This is a genomic window from Streptomyces sp. NBC_00203 (assembly GCF_045206325.1).
Classification (GTDB): domain Bacteria; phylum Actinomycetota; class Actinomycetes; order Streptomycetales; family Streptomycetaceae; genus Streptomyces; species Streptomyces lutosisoli.
This window is the reverse complement of the sequence record NZ_CP108126.1, coordinates 7,735,801-7,756,304: the sequence shown is the minus strand read 5'-3', so window position 1 is coordinate 7,756,304 and position 20,504 is coordinate 7,735,801. Positions and strand designations below refer to the sequence as shown.

15 protein-coding genes and 1 pseudogene are annotated in these 20,504 nt (G+C 68.4%); 7 read left to right on the top strand and 9 right to left on the bottom strand.

Annotated features, from left to right (window positions below; genetic code table 11):
- Nucleotides 1–500: 500 nt before the first annotated feature.
- The 3 genes from OG975_RS34680 to thyX form a co-directional block, all read right to left on the bottom strand.
- Complete coding sequence (locus OG975_RS34680) at nucleotides 501–2,186, bottom strand: ribonuclease J (protein WP_406333253.1); 1,686 nt, start codon at nucleotides 2,184–2,186, stop codon at nucleotides 501–503.
- A 137-nt stretch (nucleotides 2,187–2,323) separates the two neighbouring features.
- Nucleotides 2,324–3,223 (bottom strand): 4-hydroxy-tetrahydrodipicolinate synthase, encoded by a 900-nt coding sequence (gene dapA, locus OG975_RS34675; protein ID WP_330307687.1) that lies wholly within the window; start codon nucleotides 3,221–3,223, stop codon nucleotides 2,324–2,326.
- A gap of 210 nt (nucleotides 3,224–3,433) precedes the next feature.
- Nucleotides 3,434–4,174: an FAD-dependent thymidylate synthase gene (gene thyX / locus OG975_RS34670; RefSeq protein WP_327432153.1), complete on the bottom strand. Its 741-nt coding sequence runs from the start codon at nucleotides 4,172–4,174 to the stop codon at nucleotides 3,434–3,436.
- 246 nt (nucleotides 4,175–4,420) lie between these two features.
- On the opposite strand from thyX, the gene OG975_RS34665 reads away from it, so the two are divergent.
- Nucleotides 4,421–4,660 carry a hypothetical protein gene (locus OG975_RS34665; protein WP_327432152.1) on the top strand — a complete coding sequence of 80 codons (240 nt, stop codon included), beginning with the start codon at nucleotides 4,421–4,423 and terminating at the stop codon, nucleotides 4,658–4,660.
- Nucleotides 4,661–4,750: 90 nt separating this feature from the next.
- Nucleotides 4,751–5,308 (top strand): hypothetical protein, encoded by a 558-nt coding sequence (locus tag OG975_RS34660; RefSeq protein ID WP_406333251.1) that lies wholly within the window; start codon nucleotides 4,751–4,753, stop codon nucleotides 5,306–5,308.
- A gap of 125 nt (nucleotides 5,309–5,433) precedes the next feature.
- On the opposite strand, the gene OG975_RS34655 is transcribed toward OG975_RS34660, so the two are convergent.
- The 5 genes from OG975_RS34655 to rpsO all read right to left on the bottom strand — a co-directional run bounded on the left by OG975_RS34655 (nucleotide 5,434) and on the right by rpsO (nucleotide 10,973).
- Nucleotides 5,434–5,886 (bottom strand): hypothetical protein, encoded by a 453-nt coding sequence (locus OG975_RS34655; protein WP_406333250.1) that lies wholly within the window; start codon nucleotides 5,884–5,886, stop codon nucleotides 5,434–5,436.
- Between the two features lie 31 nt (nucleotides 5,887–5,917).
- Nucleotides 5,918–6,670 carry a 4-hydroxy-tetrahydrodipicolinate reductase gene (dapB, locus tag OG975_RS34650; protein WP_406333249.1) on the bottom strand — a complete coding sequence of 251 codons (753 nt, stop codon included), beginning with the start codon at nucleotides 6,668–6,670 and terminating at the stop codon, nucleotides 5,918–5,920.
- A gap of 48 nt (nucleotides 6,671–6,718) precedes the next feature.
- Nucleotides 6,719–8,098, bottom strand: coding sequence for a pitrilysin family protein (locus OG975_RS34645; protein WP_330307682.1), 1,380 nt, complete (start codon nucleotides 8,096–8,098; stop codon nucleotides 6,719–6,721).
- Nucleotides 8,095–10,311, bottom strand: coding sequence for a polyribonucleotide nucleotidyltransferase (locus OG975_RS34640; protein WP_406333248.1), 2,217 nt, complete (start codon nucleotides 10,309–10,311; stop codon nucleotides 8,095–8,097). Before OG975_RS34640 ends, OG975_RS34645 begins: the two co-directional genes overlap by 4 nt.
- A gap of 374 nt (nucleotides 10,312–10,685) precedes the next feature.
- The gene (gene rpsO, locus OG975_RS34635; RefSeq protein WP_037741887.1) at nucleotides 10,686–10,973 is read right to left on the bottom strand and encodes a 30S ribosomal protein S15; all 288 of its coding nucleotides are present in this window, start codon (nucleotides 10,971–10,973) and stop codon (nucleotides 10,686–10,688) included.
- A gap of 265 nt (nucleotides 10,974–11,238) precedes the next feature.
- Here rpsO and OG975_RS34630 point away from each other — a divergent pair, with 265 nt between their 5' ends.
- On the top strand, nucleotides 11,239–11,535 hold the full coding sequence (locus OG975_RS34630) for a DUF397 domain-containing protein (protein WP_406333246.1): 297 nt from the start codon (nucleotides 11,239–11,241) through the stop codon (nucleotides 11,533–11,535).
- 115 nt (nucleotides 11,536–11,650) lie between these two features.
- Here OG975_RS34630 and OG975_RS34625 read toward each other — a convergent pair whose 3' ends face one another.
- Nucleotides 11,651–13,132, bottom strand: a complete 1,482-nt coding sequence (locus tag OG975_RS34625) for a PQQ-binding-like beta-propeller repeat protein (RefSeq protein ID WP_406333244.1) — start codon at nucleotides 13,130–13,132, stop codon at nucleotides 11,651–11,653.
- 402 nt (nucleotides 13,133–13,534) lie between these two features.
- Between OG975_RS34625 and OG975_RS34620 the strand changes: the two are divergent.
- The 4 genes and pseudogenes from OG975_RS34620 to OG975_RS34605 all read left to right on the top strand — a co-directional run.
- A pseudogene (locus OG975_RS34620) lies at nucleotides 13,535–13,663 on the top strand (SCO5717 family growth-regulating ATPase); the annotation flags it as partial.
- 381 nt (nucleotides 13,664–14,044) lie between these two features.
- Complete coding sequence (locus tag OG975_RS34615) at nucleotides 14,045–17,197, top strand: AAA family ATPase (protein ID WP_406336610.1); 3,153 nt, start codon at nucleotides 14,045–14,047, stop codon at nucleotides 17,195–17,197.
- 307 nt (nucleotides 17,198–17,504) lie between these two features.
- Nucleotides 17,505–19,358, top strand: a complete 1,854-nt coding sequence (locus tag OG975_RS34610) for an ABC transporter substrate-binding protein (protein WP_406333243.1) — start codon at nucleotides 17,505–17,507, stop codon at nucleotides 19,356–19,358.
- A gap of 59 nt (nucleotides 19,359–19,417) precedes the next feature.
- A complete protein-coding gene (locus OG975_RS34605) occupies nucleotides 19,418–20,485 on the top strand; it encodes an ABC transporter permease (RefSeq protein ID WP_406333242.1) in 1,068 nt (355 codons plus the stop codon).
- Nucleotides 20,486–20,504: the final 19 nt, after the last annotated feature.

Genomic DNA, 20,504 nt, shown 5'->3' with positions numbered 1-20,504 from the left:
AAGGGGAGGAATAATCCCCTCGGTTCACAGCGTCCTCGCTGTGCGCCTACCGAACATTGTCCGGCAGGACTTTTTCAAAGGAACCTCGTCCCAGCCGATCGGCCGGAGACGGGGTATCAACATATCTGGCGTTGATTTTTGGCACGCTGTTGAGTTCTCAAGGAACGGACGCTTCCTTTGTACTCACCCTCTCGGGCTTTCCTCCGGGCGCTTCCCTTCGGTCTTGCTTTGTTTTTGTTTCGTTCTTGCGTTTCCGACTCTATCAGATCGTTTCCGGTCCGATTTCCCTCGGTGCTTTCCAGGTTTCCGCTTTCGCGTTTCCCTTTCCGGCGGTTCCGACTTTATCAGAGATTCTGAGTCGGAATTTCCGTCCCGCTCGGGGTGGCTCCAGGCACGCGGTTGTGCTGGGTTCCCGTTCAGGTGGAGCCGTAAACGTACTGGAGCGGGGAGCCTCGATGCAAATCGAGGCTCCCCGCTCCGGAGTTGGCGCGTGCCAGGGGTCAGACCTCGACGACGACCGGGAGGATCATCGGACGTCGGCGGTAGTTGTCCGAGACCCACTTGCCCAGCGTGCGGCGGATGAGCTGCTGCATCTGGTGGGGCTCGACGACGCCGTCCTGGGCCGACTTCTCCAGGACGTCCCTGACCTTCGGGATGACGTCCCCGAAGGCGGAGTCGTCGATGCCGGAACCCCGGGCCTGGACGTGCGGGCCGGCGGTGATCTTTCCGGTGCTGGCGTCCATCACCACGAAGACCGAGATGATGCCCTCGTCACCGAGGATCTTGCGGTCCTTGAGCGCGGGCTCGCCGACGTCGCCGACCGAGAGGCCGTCGACGTACACGTATCCCGCCTGGACCTTGCCGGAGATCTTGGCCTTGCCCTCGATGAGGTCGACGACGACGCCGTCCTCGGCGATCACGATGCGGTCGTGCGGGACACCGGTGAGGGCGCCCAGCTCGGCGTTGGCGCGCAGGTGGCGCCATTCGCCGTGGACCGGCATCAGGTTCCGCGGCTTGCAGATGTTATAGAAGTACAGGAGCTCGCCCGCGGAGGCGTGGCCGGAGACGTGCACCTTGGCGTTGCCCTTGTGGACGACGTTCGCGCCCCAGCGGGTCAGGCCGTTGATGACGCGGTAGACCGCGTTCTCGTTGCCGGGGATCAGGGACGACGCCAGGATCACCGTGTCGCCCTGGACGATCCGGATCTGGTGGTCGCGGTTGGCCATCCTCGACAGGGCCGCCATCGGCTCGCCCTGGGAACCCGTGCAGACGAGCACGATCTGGTGGTCCGGGAGGTCGTCCAGCGTCTTGACGTCGACCACCAGGCCCGGCGGGACCTTGAGGTAGCCGAGATCCCGTGCGATGCCCATGTTGCGGACCATCGAGCGGCCGACGAAGGCGACCCGGCGGCCGTACTCATGAGCCGCGTCGAGGATCTGCTGAATGCGGTGGACGTGGCTGGCGAAGCTCGCCACGATGATCCGCTTGTGTGCGCCGGCGAAAACCTGGCGCAGCACGTTCGAGATGTCGCGCTCGGGCGGGACGAAGCCCGGAACCTCTGCGTTCGTGGAGTCCGAGAGAAGGAGGTCGATGCCCTCCTCGCTCAGCCGTGCGAACGCGTGCAGGTCCGTGAGGCGGCGGTCCAGCGGGAGCTGGTCCATCTTGAAGTCGCCGGTGTGGACCACCATGCCCGCAGGCGTGCGGATGGCGACTGCGAGGGCGTCCGGGATGGAGTGGTTGACCGCGACGAACTCGCAGTCGAAGGGGCCGATGCGCTCGCGATGACCCTCGGCCACCTCGAGCGTGTACGGCCGGATGCGGTGCTCCTGGAGCTTCGCCTCGATCAGGGCGAGGGTCAGCTTGGAGCCGATCAGCGGGATGTCCGGCTTCTCGCGGAGAAGGAACGGGACACCGCCGATGTGGTCCTCGTGGCCGTGCGTGAGGACGATGCCCTCGATGTCGTCGAGGCGGTCCCTGATGGACGTGAAGTCCGGCAGGATCAGGTCGATTCCGGGCTGCTCCTCCTCTGGGAAGAGCACTCCGCAGTCGACGATCAACAGGCGACCGCCGTACTCGAAGACGGTCATGTTTCGGCCGATTTCACCGAGGCCGCCGAGCGGGGTGACCCGCAGGCCACCCTTCGGAAGCACCGGCGGTGCGCCGAGTTCAGGATGCGGATGACTCAAAAGACTCTCCTCACCACGCGCGCCACGTACCTGGCAAGGCACGTGGCGCGCGTGACGTTCGTGCAGTAGCAGTTGTCTGTCTGGGGTGCAGGCCGGTGGCCTGCGGGGTCTTACGTATTCAGTTGTGAAGTCTGTGGTTAGAGCTCTACCCCGCCTGCGGCAAGATCGATCTTGAGCTGGGCGGTCTCCTCGGCCGACAGCTCGACCATCGGGGCGCGCAGCGGTCCGGCGGGCAGGCCCTGGAGGGCGAGCGCGGCCTTGGTCGTCATGACGCCCTGGGTGCGGAACATGCCGGTGAAGACGGGGAGCAGCTTCTGGTGGATCTCGGTCGCCTTCTGCACGTCACCCGAGACATACGCGTCGAGCATGGCACGCAGCTCCGGGGTGACGACATGGCCCACGACGGAGACGAAGCCGACCGCGCCCACGGAGAGCAGCGGCAGGTTCAGCATGTCGTCGCCGGAGTACCAGGCGAGGCCGGAGCGGGCGATGGCCCAGCTGGCCCGGCCGAGGTCTCCCTTGGCGTCCTTGTTCGCGACGATACGCGGGTGGTCGGCGAGCCGCACCAGCGTTTCGGTGTTGATCGGTACGCCGCTGCGGCCGGGGATGTCATAGAGCATCACCGGAAGTTCGGTCGCGTCGGCGATGGCCGTGAAGTGCCGGTAGAGGCCCTCCTGCGGGGGCTTGTTGTAGTACGGCGTCACGGTCAGCAGGCCGTGCGCGCCGGTCTTCTCGGCGGCGCGGGCCAGCTCGATGCTGTGGTGGGTGTCGTTCGTACCGACGCCGGCGACGATGTGGGCTCGGTCGCCCACCGCCTCCAGTACGGCTCGTACGAGATCCGATTTCTCCGCGTCGCTGGTGGTCGGGGACTCACCGGTGGTGCCGTTGATGATCAGGCCGTCGTTGCCTGCGTCCACCAGGTGGGTAGCGAGCCGCTGAGCGCCGTCGAGGTCGAGTGCGCCGTCCGCCGTGAAGGGCGTGACCATGGCGGTGAGGACCCGCCCGAAGGGGGTCTGCGGAGTGGAGGTCGGAGCCATGGGTAACACGCTACTCGCTGCTCAACACGTGGTCTGCCCTCGGGGGACACGACAAAGCCCGACAAATGAGGAGCCCGGCACTGCCTGCTCGGGGGTTCAAGCAGTGCCGGGTCCGTTTGATCAGGCTAGATGAACTTCTCGAAATGCCGCAATACGGACACTTCGCTCGGCTGATCCGTACATCAGTGCCGGAAGGCGTGCGGAAGCGCGCTACGGCGCCACGCGCCCGTTGCCGTTGAAGGCCGCGTACGTGAGCGGCATGAGCTTGGCCCACTCCGCTTCCATCTTCTCCCCGACCATCTCGATCTCGCGCTGCGGGAAGGACGGGACTTTGGCCAGCTCATGCTGGGTGCGCAGGCCGAGGAAGTGCATCAGCGAGCGTGCGTTGCACGTGGCGTACATCGAGGAGAAGAGCCCGACCGGCAGGACCGCACGGGCGACCTCGCGGGCTACGCCGGCGGCGAGCATCTCCTGGTACGCCTCGTACGCCTGTCGGTATGAGTCCTCCATCACACGGCCCGTGAGCTCCTGCTGGGCCTGGGTGCCCTCGACGAAGACGTACTTGCCGGGGCGGCCCTCCTGGACCAGCTTGCGGGACTCGTCCGGGACGTAGAAGACGGGCTCGAGCTCCCTGTACCGACCCGATTCCTCGTTGTACGACCAGCCCACGCGGTGCCGCATGAACTCGCGGAAGACGAAGATCGGGGCACTGATGAAGAACGTCATCGAGTTGTGCTCGAAGGGGCTGCCGTGCCGGTCCCGCATCAGGTAGTTGATCAGGCCCTTGGACCGCTCCGGGTCCTTCTTCAGCTCGTCCAGGGACTGCTCCCCGGCGGTGGAGACACGGGCGGCGAACAGTACATCGGCGTCGGACGCCGTGTGCTTGATCAGCTCGACGGTGACATCGCTGCGGAAGCTGGGCTTGAGGTCGTCGGCGGGGGTGTCGGTCACGGTGCGCAGGGTCCTTCCCATCACAGGCTCGGGCGGCGCCCACTCTACGGCCCGGCACTGACAACGGGGCGTTCGGTACCTTGCCGCGACATTCGTCGGCGAACTTCTGCGAATTCGGTGATTCTGGGCACCTCTTGGGGCATTCGCTCGTCTGTATTGGTGACGGTGATTTCGTTCGAGTCGCCGTCACCAGACATCAGGTCCATCGATCCATCGCTACGAGTCTCCAGAGGAGAAGCAGCCCCCATGTTCCGTCGGCGCGAGCCCGTCCCGTTCGCCTTCATCGCCGAAGCCGACCAGTTCCGCAGCAATGTCGCACCGCCGCCCCGCGAGCGTGCGTCTGCCGGACAGATAGCCGGCCGGTGGCTCATAGGGCTCACCGTGGTCGCCGGGCTCGCCGGATCCTTGATCCTCGGCATGCCCGCCCTGTCACAGGATCAGTCACCTGCGAAGACGCAGCATTCCGAGGCGTCCGACGGCCGCTGACCCTTCCGGACCCCCAAGGGTGGTGAGCAGGCACACGTCTCGATAGCCTCACCGGGCACAGCCCATGCATGGATTGAGTGAGGTTCAGTCGTGCCCCTGCCCTTCCTGACGGCGGACCGCGCCTTTGACGAGGCGGCGGACGGTCTCGCGCTGCCGTTCGACGACCGCGACCGCTGGCGGCGTCCCTACCGGCCCGGACCGTGGCGGGTGGGCGCGGCAGCGCTCGTCCTGCTGCTCGCCTCGTACGTGCTCGTCGCCGCGGTGGTCATCGCGCTCACCGGGACCGTGACCGGGGCGGCATCCTGTCTGGCCGGGGCCCTGGCCGCCATACTGTGCGCTCTGCGGCTGTTGCGCGTGGGCGTGTGGGTGAGCGCGCGTGGGCTGCGCCGGGTGGGCTTCTTCCTCACCCGCACGACGCCGTGGGAGCAGGTCGTCGCGGTGCGGACGGTGCAGCAGCCGGTCCGCTGGCTGGGGCTGCCGCGCACCGTTCAGGGGCAGGCGCTGGTCCTCGTACGCAAGGATCGTGCGCCCGACGCCGTGCCGCCGCTGCTGACCACGCACAACGCCGACTTCCTGGCCCGTATGGAGGCCTTCGACCGGGCCGCGGACGCCATCGAGGTGTGGGCGGACGAGTACCGGCGGAGCTGAGGCCCCGTGCGCCTCCCGCGCACAGGAAAGGGGCCGGTCCGCACCACGCGGACCGGCCTCTTTCGTGTCACCGCCGGGCGCCTGCGGCCTTCGGGTTCGTGTCACCGGGGAGGTGTGCTCGGCCCTCAGGCCTCCAGCGGCCTGCCCTCGTGCAGGGCGATGGCCCGCTGCATCGCCTTGCGGGCGCGCGGGGTGTCGCGGGCATCGTGATAGGCGATCGCGAGGCGGAACCAGCTGCGCCAGTCGTCCGGGGCGTCCTCGGTCTCGGCCTTGCGCTTGGCGAAGACCTCGTCGGCGGAGTCACGGTCGATGCGGCCGCCGGTGGTGCGCCTCAACTCGTCGACGGGCAGGCCGCCTTCGGCGTCCAGCTCGGCGGCGAGCCGGTTGGCCTTCCGGACGAACTGGGTGTTCTTCCAGAGGAACCAGATGCCGATGACCGGCAGGATCAGCACCGCGACACCGAAGGTGACGGTGATCAGGGTGCCGTTCTGGATGAGCAGCACGCCCCGGCTGCCGACCAGGACGAAATAGACGACCAGGACGGCGGCCGTGACGGCGTAGGTGATCTTCGCGCGCATGTCTGCCAGCTATCTGTGTCCGTGCCTCGGCTCAGCCGAGGTCCAGGAAGTGTTCCAGGCCGAAGGTGAGGCCCGGCGTGGTCACCACGCGGCGTACGCCGAGCAGGATGCCCGGCATGAAGCTGCTGTGGTGGAGGGAGTCGTGGCGGATGGTGAGGGTCTCGCCCTCGCCACCGAGCAGGACCTCCTGGTGGGCCAGCAGACCGCGCAGGCGGACCGCGTGCACCGGCACCCCGTCGACGTTCGCGCCACGGGCGCCGTCCAGGCCCGTCACCGTGGCGTCGGGCTGCGGGGCGCTGCCCGCTCGCTTCCGGGCCGCCGCGATGAGCTGAGCGGTGCGCGTGGCGGTGCCGCTGGGGGCGTCCACCTTGTTCGGGTGGTGCAGTTCGACGACCTCGACGGACTCGAAGTACGGCGCGGCGACCTCGGCGAACTTCATGGTCAGCACGGCCCCGATGGAGAAGTTGGGCGCGATGAGCACGCCCGTCTCCGGGGAGGCGGCCAGCGAGGTGTTGAGCTGCGCCAGACGCTCGTCGGTCCAGCCCGTCGTACCGACCACCGCGTGGATGCCGTGGCGCACGCAGAAGTCGAGGTTGCCCATGACGGAGGCCGGCGTGGTCAGTTCGACGACGACCTGGGCGCCCGCGTCGACCAGCGTCTCCAGTTTGTCGCCCCGGCCGAGTGCGGCCACCAGCTCCATGTCCTCGGCGGCCTCGACGGCTCGTACCGCCTCGGCTCCGATGCGGCCCTTGGCACCGAGGACCGCCACGCGCAGCTTGCTCATTGCTTCGTTCCTTACAGAGACCTTGCAGAGACCTTGCGGAGAGAGGACTTACGCGACCGCGTCGTGCAGACGCGCCGCCTGCTTGTCCTTGAGCGGGCCGATCACCGACAACGAGGGCCGCTGTCCCAGGATGTCGCGGGCGACCTCGCGGACCTCGTCCGGGGTGACCGAAGCTATCCGGGTCAGCATGTCGTCGACGGACATCTGCTCGCCCCAGCACAGCTCGCTCTTGCCGATACGGTTCATCAGCGCACCGGTGTCCTCCAGGCCGAGGACCGTGGATCCCTGGAGCTGGCCGATGGCGCGGCCGATCTCGTCGTCCGACAGTCCGTGCTCGGCGACCTGGTCGAGCTCGTCACGGCAGAGCTTGAGCACGTCGTGGACCTGGCTGGGACGGCAGCCGGCGTACACGCCGAAGAGGCCGCAGTCGGCGAAGCCCGAGGTGTACGAGTACACGCTGTAGGCCAGGCCGCGCTTCTCGCGGACCTCCTGGAAGAGGCGGGAGGACATGCCGCCGCCGAGGGCGGTGTTCAGGACGCCCAGGGCCCAGCGGCGCTCGTCGGTGCGGGCCAGGCCCGGCATGCCGAGGACGATGTGGGCCTGCTCGGTCTTGCGGCCGAGCAGTTCGACGCGGCCCGCGGTGCGGATCGCGCGGCTGCCGTCGCGCGGGGCGATCGGCTCGGCGACGGCCTCCTTGAAGGCGCCCGCCTTCTCGAAGGCGGCGCGGACCTGGCGTACGACCTTGTTGTGGTCGACGTTGCCCGCGCAGGCCACGACCAGGTGTGTCGGGTCGTAGTGCTTCTTGTAGAAGCGGCGGATGCGGTCGGCGGTGAGGCCGTTGACCGTGTCGACCGTGCCGAGGACGGGGCGGCCGAGGGGGGTGTCGCCGAGCATGGTGTGCGCGAACAGGTCGTGCACACAGTCGCCCGGGTCGTCCTCGGTCATCGCGATCTCTTCGAGGATCGCGCCGCGCTCGACGTTGACGTCCTCCTCGACGATGAGTGAGCCGGTCAGCATGTCGCAGACGACGTCGATGGCGAGCGGCAGGTCGTTGTCGAGCACGCGCGCGTAGTAGCACGTGTACTCCTTCGCCGTGAACGCGTTCATCTCGCCGCCGACCGCGTCGATGGCGGAGGAGATGTCCAGGGCGGACCTGCGCTGCGTGCCCTTGAAGAGCAGGTGCTCCAGGTAGTGCGTCGCGCCGTTCAACGTCGGCGTCTCGTCGCGGGAGCCCACGTGCGCCCAGATGCCGAAGGTGGCGGAGCGGACCGAGGGCAGGGTCTCGGTGACGATGCGCAGGCCGCCTGGGAGGGTGGTCTTGCGGACCGTACCGATGCCGTTCTGGCCCTTGACGAGGGTTTGGGTACGGGCGACGGCCCGCGCCTCCGAAGAGGTGCGGGCCGTCGCCGTGGAGCTACGAGACGTCACTTGTCGGTGTCGTCCTTCTTGTCGTCGTCCTCTTCGCCCTCGATCACGGGGATCAGGGAGAGCTTGCCGCGGGAGTCGATCTCGGCGATCTCGACCTGGACCTTGGCGCCCACACCGAGTACGTCCTCGACGTTCTCCACGCGCTTGCCGCCGGCGAGCTTGCGGATCTGCGAGATGTGCAGCAGACCGTCCTTACCCGGGAGCAGCGACACGAACGCACCGAAGGTCGTCGTCTTCACGACGGTGCCCAGGTAGCGCTCGCCGACCTCCGGCATGGTCGGGTTGGCGATCGAGTTGATCGTGGCGCGCGCGGCCTCGGCCTGCGAACCCTGGGCGGCACCGATGTAGATGGTGCCGTCGTCCTCGATCGTGATGTCGGCGCCGGTGTCCTCCTGGATCTGGTTGATCATCTTGCCCTTGGGGCCGATGACCTCACCGATCTTGTCCACGGGGATCTTGACCGTGATGATCCGCGGGGCGTTGGGGGACATCTCGTCCGGCGTGTCGATCGCTTCCATCATCACGTCGAGGATGTGGAGGCGGGCGTCGCGGGCCTGCTTGAGGGCCGCGGCCAGGACGGAGGCCGGGATGCCGTCCAGCTTGGTGTCGAGCTGGAGCGCGGTCACGAACTCCTTGGTGCCGGCGACCTTGAAGTCCATGTCACCGAACGCGTCCTCCGCACCGAGGATGTCGGTGAGGGCGACGTAGTGCGTCTGGCCGTCGATCTCCTGGGAGATCAGACCCATGGCGATACCGGCGACGGGGGCCTTGAGCGGCACACCGGCGTTCAGCAGCGACATGGTGGAGGCGCAGACCGAGCCCATGGACGTCGAGCCGTTCGAGCCGAGGGCCTCGGACACCTGACGGATCGCGTAGGGGAACTCCTCGCGGGTCGGCAGGACCGGCACGATCGCGCGCTCGGCGAGCGCGCCGTGGCCGATCTCGCGGCGCTTCGGGGAGCCGACGCGGCCGGTCTCACCGACGGAGTACGGCGGGAAGTTGTAGTTGTGCATGTAGCGCTTGCGGGTCACCGGGGAAAGGGTGTCCAGCTGCTGCTCCATACGGAGCATGTTGAGGGTGGTGACGCCCAGGATCTGGGTCTCGCCACGCTCGAACAGCGCCGAGCCGTGCACGCGCGGGATGGCCTCGACCTCGGCGGCCAGCGTACGGATGTCCGTGACGCCGCGGCCGTCGATGCGGACCTTGTCCTTGATGACGCGCTCGCGGACGAGCTTCTTGGTCAGCGCGCGGTAGGCGGCGGAGATCTCCTTCTCGCGGCCCTCGAAGGCCGGGAGGAGCTTCTCGGCGGCGATCTCCTTGACGCGGTCCAGCTCGGCCTCGCGGTCCTGCTTGCCGGCGATGGTGAGCGCCTGGGACAGCTCGCTCTTGACCGCGGCGGTCAGGGCCTCCAGGACGTCGTCCTGGTAGTCGAGGAAGACCGGGAACTCGCCGGTCGGCTTGGCGGCCTTGGCGGCGAGGTCGGCCTGGGCCTTGCAGAGCACCTTGATGAAGGGCTTCGCGGCGTCCAGACCGGCGGCGACGACCTCCTCGGTCGGCGCCTCGGCGCCGCCCGCGACCAGCTGGATGGTTTTGTCGGTGGCCTCGGCCTCGACCATCATGATCGCGACGTCGCCGTCCTCCAGGGCGCGGCCCGCGACGACCATGTCGAAGACGGCGTCCTCGAGTTCGGTGTGCGTCGGGAACGCGACCCACTGGCCGTTGATCAGCGCGACGCGGACGCCGCCGACCGGGCCGGAGAAGGGCAGACCGGCCAGCTGCGTGGACGCGGACGCGGCGTTGATCGCCACGACGTCGTACAGGTGGTCGGGGTTGAGCGCCATGATCGTCGCGACGACCTGGATCTCGTTGCGCAGGCCCTTCTTGAAGGACGGGCGCAGCGGGCGGTCGATGAGGCGACAGGTGAGGATGGCGTCCTCGGAAGGACGGCCCTCGCGGCGGAAGAAGCTGCCGGGGATCTTGCCGGCGGCGTACATCCGCTCCTCGACGTCCACCGTGAGGGGGAAGAAGTCGAGCTGGTCCTTGGGCTTCTTGGAAGCGGTGGTGGCCGACAGCACCATGGTGTCGTCGTCCAGGTACGCCACGGCGGAACCGGCGGCCTGCTTGGCCAGGCGGCCCGTCTCGAAGCGGATGGTGCGGGTGCCGAAGGAACCGTTGTCGATAACGGCCTCGGCGTAGTGGGTCTCGTTCTCCACTAGCGTTTTCTCCTCGTCTTCGTCCCGTCCTGCCCGTGTGGCAGGGGGACGGTGGCGGAGAGGCGCTCCTTCTGGTGCGGGCCGGTCTTCGATCGAAGCACCCGGGTTCGCAATCCCCCGGGGGCCACTACCGAGGACCGGCGGCGGCGAGGTGCGCGTCTCCTCGTTCGTTGTCGTGGCGGTGCCCTACCCGGCGGGTACGGCGTCGTCACGCTGTGTCGTACGTGCTGCGTCCTGCGTATTGCGTTGTGCTACCACAGTACAAAGCGTCAGTGACACTCCGCACGTACAGAGCACGTACAGAGCACCGACAGCAGCACGTACAGCAAAAGGAGCGGCTCCCAAGAAGTGGGAACCGCTCCCTTCACGGCGTCTTACTTGGCGCCCGCCGCACCGCGGCGGATGCCCAGGCGGTCGACCAGCGCACGGAAGCGCTGGATGTCCTTCTTGGCCAGGTACTGCAGCAGCCGGCGGCGCTGACCGACCAGGATCAGCAGACCACGACGGGAGTGGTGGTCGTGCTTGTGGGTCTTGAGGTGCTCGGTCAGGTCCGAGATGCGGCGCGAGAGCATGGCGACCTGGACCTCGGGGGAGCCGGTGTCGCCCTCCTTCTGACCGAACTCGCTGATGATCTGCTTCTTCGTAGCGGCGTCGAGCGACACGCGTACTCCTCGTAGTCTCTGAGTAGCCACCGAGTGCCCCTGGTCCACATCTCAGGGGAGCTTCCGTTACTCGGGAGGCGGGGATCCGCTGGGCGCGGCCTCCAGAGCGGTGAGCTCCAGGGGTGCGTACACAAACGGCCGTCACACAGCGTACCAGCCTGGACGGACGCGTCTGTCCGGGTCTCCGAACCTGCCGAAGGCCACCGACCTGGCCACTAGTGTGACCGCACAGGTCATTCGTACGTGGGGAAGGGGCCGCCGGAACATGGCCGAGGAAACGGACAACGACGTCAAGGCGCGCAAGGAGCGGGAGAAGGACGAGCTCTACGCCCTCGACATCTCGGGCGTCGAATGGCACAGCGCGCCGGGCACGGAGGAGCACGAGGAGCGGGTCGAGATCGCGTATCTGCCCGAGGGCGCGGTGGCCATGCGTTCGTCCCTCGACCCGGACACGGTCCTGCGGTACACGGAGGCCGAGTGGCGGGCCTTCGTGCTGGGGGCCCGGGACGGGGAGTTCGATCTGGAGCCCGCGCCGCACAATGGCGGGCTCGTGGCGGAGTAGGCACGACGGCAGCAGAGACGGCAGCGGAGACCGCAGCAGAGACGGCAGCTGAGCGGGAACGGTGAAGGGCCGACGCGGACAGTTCTCCGCGTCGGCCCTCATTGCGTGTGTCGTGTCAGTGGAAGCTTCCGATGGCCACCGCGGCCAGTACCGGGTCGTCCGGGTGCCCGGAGGGCGCCGAGAGCTGGCGGGGCGCGAAGAACGCCGTGCCGTGTTCGACGAGGATGTCGGACCATTCGGGGGTTTCCAGGCGGGTGGCGTCGTCCGGCATGTTGAAGAAGAGGAACGGCTTCTGCTTGCCCGTGGCGGGATCGATGCTCACGATGGCGGCCGGTCCGACGTTGTCGGAGCTCGGCCGGTAGGCCAGGAGCTTGTCCCCGCTCACCTTCACGGGCCAGAGCGGCTGCAGGGACCGTCCGTCGAACTTCCGCAGGGTCTTGCCCGTCTTCGCGTCGAACCCGGCGATCCAGTTCTCCGGCTGGCCGATGTCGCCGTCCGCCTTGCTCGCGACGAAGATCTTGCCGTCCCCGACGACCATCGCGTAGCAGTTCTCCATCACCCCGAAGTACTCCGTGCCGTCGAACGAGCTGCCGCACATCGGGTCGAAGCGTCCGCCCTGCATGGAGATCGTGGTGGCGTACCGGCCCTGGTCGTCGAGGGTGATCAGGTCGGTCACGCCGTAGTCACCGGCCCCGACGGCGAGCACCGGCGGGTCCGAGGAGGGCATGTAGACGCCCGTGAGCCCGTCCTTGAGCTTGTACGTCCATTGCGGCTTGCCGGTGGCGGGATCGAGCTTCTGCACCCGGTAGGCGTGCGCGGACTCCTCGCCGCAGCGGAGCAGGACAAGAAGGCTGCGGCCGCCCGCGAAGCCCGTGTCCTCGCAGGTGGAGACGGTGGTGCTCTTCCACAGTTGCTTGCCGTCGCTCATGCCGTAGGCCACGGAACCGTTGCCCCACGCCACCGCGACCGTGCCGCGCGCCATGGTCAGGTTCGTGTTCGTCACATACGCGGTCTTCGCGTCCGGCATCGTCGCCGTCCACAGCTTCTTGCCGGTGTCGAGGTCGACGAAGACCACCTCGTCGCACATGCTCTCGTCCTTGGTGCCCTTGCGCTTGGCGGGCTGGACGACGACGGCGGTGCGGCCGTCCGCGGTGACGTGCTTGGTGGTCGCGCAGATGTGGCCGTCCAGCTTGAGGGTCCACGCCGTCTCGCCGTCGGCCAGCTTGAAGCCCATGAGGCGGTTCCTGATGCCCTTGGCGAAGATCTTGTCGGTCGCCCAAGTGCCGGGGGCGTACCGGGTCTCGTCCTTCGGCAGCTTGTCCTCGCTGTACTCGACGAGGAGTTCGCCCTCGGGCGTGCTCGGGAGCTTCTCGACCGTCTCCCTGATCTCTTCGGGGGCTTGCGGAGCAGCCGTCGGCTTGCTGTTCGCCGGGGTGTTGTCGCCGGTCCCGTACATCAGAAGCCATCCGCCCACGCACAGCACCACGACGAGTACGGCGGCGACGGCACCGAACAGTCTTGTGCGGCGCTGTCTTCGGTCGGTGTCCGCCGCCAACGCGGATTGGGTGTACGGAGAAGGGGGCGGGCCGAAGCTCACGCGCGGAAGTCCTCTCGGTGAAGGCCGTTCGGTCTTGGGGGAGCCCCCTACTATGCCCGCTCGTTGATCGTGTACATGCGGGGGGCAACGTGGCTGTCTCGATCGCTTCGTTTGTCCGCTTTGGTGGTCAATAGTGGGCGTGCGTACGCCACTTCTGGGCAGGGTGTGACGTAGCGGGCAGTCGCGGTGGGGTGGACAGGCCTGCCGCAGTGACAGTCATGGTGATTAGGCTGGGACCGGGCGCGACGCCAGAACCCGTGGACGGGTCGGCCGCGTTCCAGGGGGATCCGGGTCAATTCGGACGACCTCGAACGACTTCGGACGACTACGGGCGTCTACGGACGACAGAAGAACGGTCGCCCCGGCACGGCTTGAGGGTGCTCGACCACATCAGGAGGAATTGTGAACAGCGATCGGGACGGGATCCGCGGGGGCTGGGCCACACCCGGCGATGACCAGTCCGACGCGGAGTCCGCCGTCGAGACGACGGGCGAGTTCACCATCGACTACGCGCCGCCTGCTTGGTACACGCAGAACGCGTCGGGGAGTTCAGGGGATTCGGGGAACTCGGCGGATTCGGGGAACTCGGCGGATTCGGAAGTCGGGTCCCCGGAATCCGGGGCGGCGTCGGGGACTTCGGAAGCGGCTGCTCCATCGGAGAGCCCGGCCGCCTCGGCTGCCTCAGCTTCGGAGACGCCAGCCGCTCCGGAGGCTTCGGTTCCGGTCAGCCCCGTGGTGCCTCCCGCGCCTGCGGCCGGCAGTCCCGTCGCGGTGCCCAAGTTGCCGGTGGGCAGCGGGTTCGAACCGGTGGCGGCTACACCAGACGTGACGGAGCCGGAGACTCCGGCCGTGGCGCCGGTCGTAGCGCCGGTCGCCGATGCGGGCAGTCCTACGGCTCTGCCGAACTTTCCCGTGAGTGGGTTTCAGGCCCAGTGGGCCCCTCCGGTCGCGCCGGTCGCGCCGGTCGCCGCTTCCGAAGAGGCGGAGTCCGGGAACGGTGACCTGGAGAGTGGCGCGACCATGCGGATCTCCGCTGTCGCCCTGAAGCGGGAGGTCGCGGAACGGGCGGCTGCGGCTTCGGGGGTTTCGGAGGTTACGGAGGCGCCGGCTGAGCCTGAGGGCGAAGCCGTGGTCGAGTCCGAGTCTGTGGTCGAGGTCGAGGTCGAGTCTGTGGTCGAGGCCGGGGCGCAGTCGGTGGAGGCCTCCTCCGACGGTGATGACGTCGTAGCCGCGGAACAGGAAGAGACCGAGGCTGAAGTGGCCTCCCCCGCCGCAGATTCCGCCGACGAGTTGAGCGATGCCTCCGAGGAGGAGCACATCGCCGACGTCGTGGAGCTGCGCCGCGCGGACGATGTCGACGCGTCCGCCGAGGTCAGCGATGCCGAGCCGCAGGACGACGTCAGCGATGCGGTGCCGCCGCAGGCCGAGGTACACGACTCGGAGCCGGAGGATGCCGAGCCCCAGGGCGACGAGCCTCAGGACGCGGTGCCCGAGGCCGGGTCGGACGAACCCGAGGCCGTGCAGGACGCACCCCCCGCCTGGGCTCCGCCGCCGCTGCCGCAGGGTGGTCTGCCGCCGTTGCCGCCCGCGTATCAGCCCGCGGCGCCCGCTCCCGCGGCTCAGTGGCCCGCCTCCACGGAGCCCGCGGCGGCCGAGCCCGTCCAGGCGCAGATTCCGGCACAGGCTCAGCCGCCGGTGGTGGCGCCGGGCCAGCCGTTCCAGCCGCCCGCGCCGCAGCCGGGCCAGCCCTTCCAACTGCCCGTGCCGCAGCCCGGCCAGCCCTTCCAGCCCCCCGCGCCGCAGCCCGGCCAGCCCTTCCAGCCCCCCGCGCCTCCGGCGTGGCCCTCCTCCCCCAGCGCGCCTGTCTCGACGGATCCGGCTCAGGGGCCCGTGTCATCGCCCCCGCCCGCGTTCGAGAACCCGGTTCCGGCTTCGCCCCAGGCTCCGCACGCGGCACCTTCGGCCCCGGCGGCCGAGGCTCCGGTTCCCGCCCCGCGCACCGACGCTCCGGCACCGGCTCAGGCACGGCAGGGGAGTTACGGCTTCCCGCAGCCTGGTGCTCCGACTCCGGGCCCCACCGCGCAGGACGGCTATGGGTTCCCGCAGCCCGGCACGCCGATGCCGAGCCCCACCGCGCAGGACGGCTACGGATTCCCGCAGCCCAGCGAGCCGGCCCCGACGCAGGCCCCCGTTCCGGCCGCCGAAACACCCGCTCCCGCCCCGCACACCGACGCTCCGGCACCGGCACCGGCACCGCAGGGCAGCTATGGGTTCCCGCACCCCAGCACCCCGGCTCCGAGCCCCACCCCGCAGAGCAGCTACGGATTCCCGCAGCCCAACACCCCTGCACCGACTCCGACCCCTGCCCCTGCCCCGGTCACCCCACCCGCACAGGGCTCCGGTTACGGATTCCCCCAGCAGCAAAGCGCCCCGGCTCCGGCCCCCGTCCAGGCGCAGCCTTCGCCCAACCCCTCTGCTCCGGGGCCCGGTTACGGCTTCCCCCAGCCGGCGACGCCCCCGGCGCCGCAGCCCCCCGTCCCGCAGCAGGGATACGGTTTCCCGCCGCAGGCGCCCAACGCCCCGGCACCGCAGTCGGGTTACGCCTTCCCCCAGCAGCCCCCGGCCCCCGCGCAGGTGCCCCCGCCGTACCCGCAGCAGGCTCAGCCACAGCCGCAAGCGCAGCCGCAGCCGGGCCCCCAGCCCGTGCAGCAGCAGCCCGCGGCTCCCGTCGACCCCCGCACCGGGTCCGCCTGGCCGCAGCCCGTGCAGCACGACCAGCGTCAGCCCATCAACCCCGGTGCCGCCCCGCTCGGGTACACCGCTGCCGTGGAGCTGTCCTCCGACCGGCTGCTCAACAACAAGAAGCAGAAGGCGAAGAGCGGCCGGCCCGCGGCGGGCGGTGGCCGGTTCAAGCTCGGCGGGAAGAAGGAGGAGGCCGAGCGGCAGCGGAAGCTGGACCTGATCCGGACGCCTGTGCTGTCGTGCTACCGGATCGCCGTGATCAGCCTCAAGGGCGGCGTGGGCAAGACGACCACCACCACCGCGCTCGGCGCGACGCTCGCCACCGAGCGGCAGGACAAGATCCTCGCGATCGACGCCAACCCTGACGCCGGTACGCTCGGCCGCCGTGTGCGCCGCGAGACCGGCGCCACCATCCGTGACCTCGTCCAGGCGATCCCGTACCTCAACTCGTACATGGACATCCGGCGGTTCACCTCCCAGGCCCCCTCGGGTCTGGAGATCATCGCCAACGACGTCGACCCTGCCGTGTCCACGACCTTCAACGACGAGGACTACCGGCGCGCGATCGACGTACTGGGCAAGCAGTACCCGATCATCCTGACCGACTCCGGTACGGGTCTGCTGTACAGCGCCATGCGCGGTGTGCTCGACCTCGCCGACCAGCTCATCATCATCTCGACGCCGTCGGTCGACGGTGCGAGCAGCGCCAGTACGACGCTGGACTGGCTGTCGGCGCACGGGTACGCGGATCTGGTCTCGCGGTCCATCACTGTCATCTCCGGAGTGCGCGAGACCGGCAAGATGATCAAGGTGGAGGACATCGTCAGCCACTTCGAGACCCGTTGCCGCGGTGTCGTGGTCGTGCCGTTCGACGAGCACCTGGCCGCGGGTGCCGAGGTCGACCTCGACATGATGCGGCCCAAGGTGCGGGAGGCGTACTTCAACCTCTCCGCGATGGTGGCCGAGGACATCGCACGGCACCAGCAGTCGCACGGGCTGTGGACGAACGACGGCAACCCACCACCGGTGGCCGCCCCGCCGATGCCGGGTCAGCAGTACATGCCGGGTCAGCCGGTTCCCGGGCAGCCCGTTCCTGACCAGGTCCGGCAGCAGCCGCAGCAGCCGCAGCCCGGACAGCCGTACGCCCAGCCGGGACAGCCCTACCCCCAGCAGCCGGGTCAGGCATACCCCCAGCCCGGTCAGGCATACCCCCAGCAGCCGCAGCCTCCGCAGGCGCAGCCCGGGCAGCCGTTCCAGCCGGGGCAGCCCTATCAGCCCCACCCGGGCCAGACTCCTCCTCCGCCGGCACCCCCTCAGCAGTAACCCGATCGGCCCAATCCAAGAGGCTGATTCCCGCCAAGGCCCGCACCGTCCCAAGACGGTGCGGGCCTTCGCGCGTCCAGGTGCGTTTCGAGCCGTCAGGCCTTCACCAGGGGCGCTTCACCGGTATGGACCAATGAGCGAAAAATGGCCGTCAACTCGTTATTTCCGCAGGCCACATGGGGTGCATGCGCCGTTGACGTGCGGAGACCGCCGCTGATAGACACACACATCAACCCCGCCGGCGTCACCCGATCAAGTCGTTCAACCAGCCATCTCTGTGCAAGCGATGACGCGAGGTCACTGACCCATGAACACACAGGATCACCACCACAGAGGGCGCCCGCGCCCCCGTCTCTTCCGACTCATCGCCGCCGCGGGCGCCGCCGCGCTCACCCTCACCGCCGGTCTCGCGACCCCCCTCAACCCGGCGCCTCAGCAGGCTCAGGCCAAGGAGGGCAAGAAGGTCCTCACGGTCGCTGTCGCGCAGAGCGTCGACTCGCTGAGTCCGTTCCTGGCGTCGCGGCTGGTCAGTACGAGCATTCACCGGCTCATGTACGAGTACCTGACCAATTACGACCCGGCGGACAACCACGCGATCCCGGGCCTCGCCACCAAGTGGGAGCCCTCCGCCGACAAGCTGACCTGGACCTACACGATCCGCTCCAACTCCAAGTGGTCGGACGGTCAGCAGGCCACCGCCGAGGACGCGGCGTGGACGTTCAACAAGATGATGACCGACGAGGGCGCGGCGACGGCCAACGGCAGCTTCGTCGCCAACTTCAAGAAGGTCTCGGCTCCCAGCGCCACCCAGCTCGTCATCGAGCTGAAGAAGCCACAGGCCACGATGGCCGCGCTCGATGTGCCGATCGTGCCCAAGCATGTCTGGGAGAAGGTCGGGGACTTCACGAAGTTCAACAACGACAAGAGCTTCCCGATCGTCGGCAACGGGCCGTTCATCCTGACGGACTACAAGGCCGACAGCTACGTCCGCCTCAAGCCCAACAAGAGCTTCTGGCGCGGCGCCCCCAAGTTCGACGAGCTGCTCTTCAAGTACTACAAGGACGGCGACGCGGCCGTCGCGGCGCTGCAGAAGGGCGAGGTGTCCTTCGTCTCCGGTCTGACGCCGGCCCAGTCGGCCGCTCTCAAGACCGAGAACAACATCAAGGTCAACGACGCCCCCGGCCGCCGCTTCTACGCCCTGGCCACCAACCCCGGCGCCCAGGCCAAGAACGGCAAGCACTTCGGTGACGGAGCCGAGTCGCTGCTGAACCAGAAGGTGCGCCAGGCACTGTTCATGGCGATCGACCGGGAGACGCTGATCAACAAGGTCTTCCAGGGCCACGCCGTCGAGGGCGAGGGATACATCCCGCCGCGCTTCTCCACGTACTTCTGGAAGCCGTCGTCGAGCCAGACGCTGTCGTACGACCCGGCGAAGGCGGCCCAACTCCTCGACCAGGCGGGCTACAAGAAGAACGGTGACGGCAAGCGCGTCGAGAAGAACGGCAAGCCGATCAACTACCGGATCCTCTGCCACGCCACCGACCCGAACGACAAGGCGGTCGGACAGTACCTGAAAGAGTGGTTCGGCAAGCTCGGCATCGGTGTCACCCTCAACTGTCTGGACAACGTGACCGACCCCTGGCTGGCGGGCACGTACGACCTGGCGTTCGACGGCTGGTCCGTCAACCCGGACCCCGACTTCGTCCTGTCCATCCACACCTGCGCGGCGCTGCCCGCCACTCCCAAGGACACGGGCGCGACCGACAACTTCGTCTGCGACAAGAAGTACGACGAGCTGTACGACCAGCAGCTCGCCGAGTACGACACCGCCAAGCGGGCGGACATCGTGCAGCAGATGGAGTCGCGGCTGTACGACACCGGGTACATGAACGTCATGGCGTACCCGAACGCGGTCGAGGCCTACCGCACCGACCAGATCAAGTCGATCGAGACGATGCCGAAGGCCGCGGGCAACATCTACGGCCAGGACGGTTACTGGAGCTGGTGGTCGGCGGTTCCGGCGGGGTCCTCCGGTGCGTCCTCCGACGGTTCGAGCTCGACGGGCGTCATCATCGGCATCGTCGCGGGCGTCGTCGTCCTCGCGGGCGCCGGGGTGTTCTTCACGATGCGCCGCCGCTCGACGGCCGAGGACCGTGAGTAGGGCACGCCCACGCTCCCGCCAAGGGGAACCCCATGAACGTACGAGCGAATGAGTAGTTCATGACCGCTGAGGCAACACCCTCGCTGGTCGAGGCGACCGACGGTCCGGCCGAGGCCGGGCCGTCGGTCCGCGGGCCGCGGGCGCGCGGCCGGACCGCGTATCCGCGCTATGTGGCGGGCAAGTTGGGCGGCGCGGCCGTCTCACTGCTCGCCGTCCTCGTCACCAGTTTCTTCCTCTTCCGTCTGATCCCCGGCGACCCGGTCAAGTACATGACGGGCGGCCGCCAGGTGTCTGCCGAGCAACTCGCCAACTACCGCAAGGAGTTCGGGCTCGACCTGCCGATGTGGGAGCAGTTCACCGACTACTGTGGCAAGGCGCTCACCGGCGATCTCGGCACCTCGTACCAGTTCCGCGCCCCCGTCATCGACAAGATCACCGAGGCGCTGCCGAACACCCTGCTGCTCACCGGCACGGCGTTCGTCCTCTACACCGTGCTCGGCATCTTCATCGGCACGCGCTCCGCGTGGCGCAACGGCGGGCTGAGCGACCGGCTCAACACCGGTCTGGCGCTGACCCTTTACTCCATCCCGTCCTTCTGGCTGGGACTGCTGCTCATCATCGTCTTCTCGGTCGGCATGGGCCCGATCCCGGGCCTCTTCCCGACCGGCGGCATGGAGTCGGGGGGCAAGGAGGGCTTCGCGTACGTCATCGATGTCGCCCACCATCTGATCCTTCCGGTGGTGACGCTGGTCGCCGTCGAGTACGGGCAGACTCTGCTCGTCACGCGTTCGGCGCTGCTCGACGAGATGGGCAGCGACTATCTGACCACCGCCCGGGCGAAGGGCCTGCGGGACGATCTCGTGCGGCGGCGCCATGCCGTCCCCAACGCGCTGCTGCCGACCGTCACGCTGATCTTCATCAACCTCGGCCGGACGGTCGCCGGGGTGATCCTCGTCGAGACCGTCTTCTCCTGGCCGGGTCTCGGCGGGCTCTTCTACCAGGCGCTGAGCGTGCCCGATCTGCCGCTGGTGCAGGGGCTGTTCTTCGTCTTCGCGGCGGCGGTGATCGTGATGAACACGCTGGCCGATCTGATCTATCCGCTGCTGGATCCACGGGTGGGCCGATGACCACGACCGAGTCGGACGG

Coding starts and splice junctions, on each gene's coding strand:
- OG975_RS34610 (WP_406333243.1), top strand. CDS start 17,505: ATGAACACACAGGATCACCACCACAGAGGGCGCCCGCGCCCCCGTCTC.
- OG975_RS34630 (WP_406333246.1), top strand. CDS start 11,239: ATGGCCGAGGAAACGGACAACGACGTCAAGGCGCGCAAGGAGCGGGAG.
- dapB (WP_406333249.1), bottom strand. CDS start 6,670: ATGAGCAAGCTGCGCGTGGCGGTCCTCGGTGCCAAGGGCCGCATCGGA.
- OG975_RS34605 (WP_406333242.1), top strand. CDS start 19,418: ATGACCGCTGAGGCAACACCCTCGCTGGTCGAGGCGACCGACGGTCCG.
- dapA (WP_330307687.1), bottom strand. CDS start 3,223: ATGGCTCCGACCTCCACTCCGCAGACCCCCTTCGGGCGGGTCCTCACC.
- OG975_RS34655 (WP_406333250.1), bottom strand. CDS start 5,886: ATGCGCGCGAAGATCACCTACGCCGTCACGGCCGCCGTCCTGGTCGTC.
- OG975_RS34665 (WP_327432152.1), top strand. CDS start 4,421: ATGTTCCGTCGGCGCGAGCCCGTCCCGTTCGCCTTCATCGCCGAAGCC.